Raw genomic sequence first — 1,000 nt, forward strand, 5'->3', positions numbered from 1 at the left:
ACGGCGGACCCGGCGGGAACGCCGTGGCCGCGCGCGGGGCTGGACGCCGTCGCCGCGCCGTCCGCGCTGACGTCGCCGGTGCGCGACGCGTCCGGCCGGGTGGTGGACGTCCGGACGGACGCGGTGGACGCGGAGATGGCCGACCTCGCCGCGCAGCTCGCGCAGGCGCAGCGGCTCGGCAACCTCGGCTGGTCCCGGTGGGACCTGGTGACCGGCGAGGTGCGCTGGTCGGACCAGCTCTACACGATCTTCGGACGGTCCCGGACGGCGGGCCCGCTGCCGCCCGCACGGCTCGTCGAGCACGTCGTCCCGGAGGACCTGCCGCAGGCCGAGCACCTGATGCGGACGCTGCTGGGCCGCCGCGAGCCCGCCGACGTGGAGCTGCGGATCCGGGTGGGCGCGGACGTCCGGCACCTGCGGGTGATGGCCGAGCCGGTGCTGGACCCGCTCGGCGGCCCGGTCGCGCTGCACACGGTGTTCCAGGACGTGTCGCACCGCCGCCGCTCGGACGAGATGCTCGCGGTGACGCGGCAGCAGTTGCAGCGGGAGCGGCAGCGGATCGCCGAGGAGCGGCACATCGCGGTGGAGCTGCAGCGGGCGATCCTGCCGCTGCCGCGCGGCCCGCGCACGCTGCCGGGGCTGCGGGTCGCGGTCCGGTACCTGCCGGCGCAGTCGCAGACGCGGGTCGGCGGCGACTGGTACGAGGCGACGGCGCTGTCGGACGACGAGGTGTTCCTGGCGGTCGGGGACGTGTCGGGGCACGGCCTGGCGGCAGCGGCGGCGATGGCGCGGCTGCGCAACGCGCTGTCCGGGCTGGCCTGCACCGGCGCCCCGCCGGACGAGCTGCTGACCTGGCTGAACCGCCTGGTGATGCACCGCCGCCGGTCGCTGACGGCGAGCGTGATCGCGGCGCGGTTCCGGCCGGACACGCGCGAGCTGCGGTGGGCGCGGGCCGGGCATCCGCCGCCGGTGCTGCTGCGCGCGGGCCGGGCCCGGCTGC

The 1,000-nt window shown here is 77.9% G+C and carries 1 protein-coding gene; it reads left to right on the top strand.

What is annotated here, in order from left to right; translation table 11 throughout:
* On the top strand, positions 1-1,000 hold a 1,000-nt coding region (locus tag DZF91_RS23245; protein WP_117359495.1), incomplete at both ends, for a PP2C family protein-serine/threonine phosphatase.

Origin of the sequence: Actinomadura logoneensis (assembly GCF_003428695.1) — a bacterium.
Taxonomy (GTDB): Bacteria; Actinomycetota; Actinomycetes; order Streptosporangiales; family Streptosporangiaceae; genus Spirillospora; species Spirillospora logoneensis.